The sequence below is a fragment of the Pseudomonas profundi genome, from assembly GCF_008638305.1.
GTDB lineage: Bacteria > Pseudomonadota > Gammaproteobacteria > Pseudomonadales > Pseudomonadaceae > Halopseudomonas > Halopseudomonas profundi.
On sequence record NZ_VTPZ01000034.1, the window covers coordinates 1 to 2427 of the forward strand.

The window sequence follows — 2427 nt, forward strand, 5'->3', positions numbered from 1 at the left end:
ATCAGGAAGGCCAGCGGGTCGGCCTTGCTCGGCTGCTCATGGTACAGGGGCTTCTTGAAGCGCTTGATCAGCTGCTCATGCTTGGTGCCATCGGTCCAGGTCTTCCACTCGGATGGATCGTTATTGGCCCCAGAAATGATTGGCGCGAATTCCAGCTTGCTCAGCGTGTCGCGGTGGCGCCAGGCCTGGACCCGCGCCTGCACTTTCGGCAAGCGCTGGCAAAGAGCTTCGTCGTCGAGTTCCTTGTCTGTCACTGACAAGGCGTTGGCTTCGGCCAGCAATTCGTCGCGGGCAACCTGCAGCGCGTGGAAATAGCGAATCGCCGCGATCCGGCTGTAAGCCACCACTTGCGCCTTGTACCCGTTGGGCAGAATGTTGGTGACGTAATGGCGAAGGATATCGCGCGCCTTCTCGGCAATCAGCGCCGGTGCGTCGAAGATATGCCCCTTAGTGGCGTACTTCTTCTTGATCAGTTCCAGCTCTTCCTCGCTGTGATCACGGAACAGATCCTCGAACAGCTCGTCCAGACTGGCCCCGTCCTTGACGGCACCTTGTGCCGTGCGCCCCTCGTAGAGCACCGGGACAGTGGCACCGTCGGCCTCGGCTTCCTTGATGGTGTACTTGTCGATAAAGGCGCCGAAAATCTCATGGGTGCGCTTCTTCTCGCCCATGATGATCGGCGTGCCGGTAAAGCCAATACGTGCGCAATTGGGCAAGCCAGCCAGCAGATTGGCGTGCAGGTCGCCGGCCTGGGTGCGGTGCGCCTCATCCACCATCACCAGAATGCTCTCGTCGTTGTTGAGTACCTCGAAGAGCTTGCTCGCCTGGTAGGTTACGCGCGGTTCCGCCGCCCTGGATGGAGCGGCGGCTTCCGCTAAGCCTAGGGCCGACTCCCCTTCGTCCTGCTCCGGATTACGGTACTTCTGGATGGTCGCAAACACTAGCCCCGGCCCCTTGCGGCGGGCCAACGCCTTCACGCCTTCGATATTGGCGGCTATTTCCGGAGGCTCGCCGCTCAAGGTCGCCGTGGCGGCCAACTGGTTCTGCAGATCCTTGCGGTCGGTGACCACGATCACCTTGAAACGCCGCAGTTGCTCGTCGGTGCGCATTTTGCGCACCAGAAACACCATAGTCAGGCTCTTACCCGAACCCTGGGTGTGCCAGACGATGCCGCCACGCTGATCGCTCTCGCCGTGTTGCGCGCGCGTCTGCCCGCGCTTGAGGCGTGCGATCGAATGGTTTACCGCGCGGTATTGCTGATAGCGACAAACCGTCTTGATGGTCTGCCCGCCTACCTGCATGTACAGCATGAAATGGCGGATCAGATCGAGTAGATGCGCGGGTGCCAACATCCCCGCCACCAGGCGCTCCTGCTGGGAGAGCTTCGACATGCCCAGCGCCGCAGCGACGGCTTGCTCGCTGCCACTGCCATCCGGGCCAACCACCGTCTTCCACTGGTTGAAATGCGCAAAGCCGGCACCGATACAGCCCACCCGTGCCTCGTCGTAGCTGCTGGCAATCAACAGCTGCACGCTGGCGAACAGCGCCTCATTGCCCTCGTTTTCCTCGACCTCAAAGGCCGCCTTGCGTTGGTTGCTGTAACGACGCAACTGGTCCACCGCTTCGGCCAGCGGCTCGGGGATGGACGGGCTCTTGCACTCAACCACTACCAGCGGGATACCGTTCACCAGCAACACCAGATCCGGGACGATGAATTTCTTGCCACTGTCGAAGCCAGCCGGGCAATCTACCCGATACTGATTGATCACGCTGAAGTGGTTATTGACTGGCGTTTCCCAATCGATGAACTGAATGGTCTGTCCCCGTCCGCCATCCCAACCGGGAAGGCCATCGACGGTGATGCCTTTGAGCAATAGCTCGGTGGCTTTCTGGTTGGCTTCCATGAGCTTCGCTGCACCCAATCGGGTAATGGTCGCCAGTGCTTCGGCGATGCGCTCATCATCCAGCCAGGGCTGGCCATCGCGTAGATTGATAGCGCGTAATCGTGCGCGCAACACAGCGCTCTGAATGACCTCGGCAAAGCTGCTTCGACCGGTTACAGCCGGAATGTCCAGACTCCCTTCGATATGTGCCCAACCCAACCCTTGCAGCTGCGTCACAAAGGGTTTTTCGACGTCTTCCAGTTCCCATCCCACAGGTTTACTCCTTTAATCCGGTCGGATTTACATCCAATTCAGGCGTGTATGGGCTCATACAGGCTTATAGCAGCTCATAGCGGCTCATAGAATCTTCAGCTGAGCGTATAGACCGCCCAGCGTCTCTCGCCTTGCTGTATCAGCGCACCTTTATCTTTCATTCGTGTAAGCAATTTTGCCGCCTGATCAGGTGAGAGCCGGCACAGGTCCATCACCTCGGCTCGCTTGATCTGTCCATGCTGCTGCACATAGTTCAGCACCATCTGCTCAT

At 59.3% G+C, this 2427-nt stretch carries 1 protein-coding gene; it reads right to left on the reverse strand.

The window, feature by feature from the left end:
* Positions 1-2156: type I restriction endonuclease subunit R (locus FZE95_RS19415; RefSeq protein WP_150302435.1), on the reverse strand; the 2156-nt coding region annotated here is incomplete at its 3' end.
* Between the last annotated feature and the right edge of the window lie 271 nt (positions 2157-2427).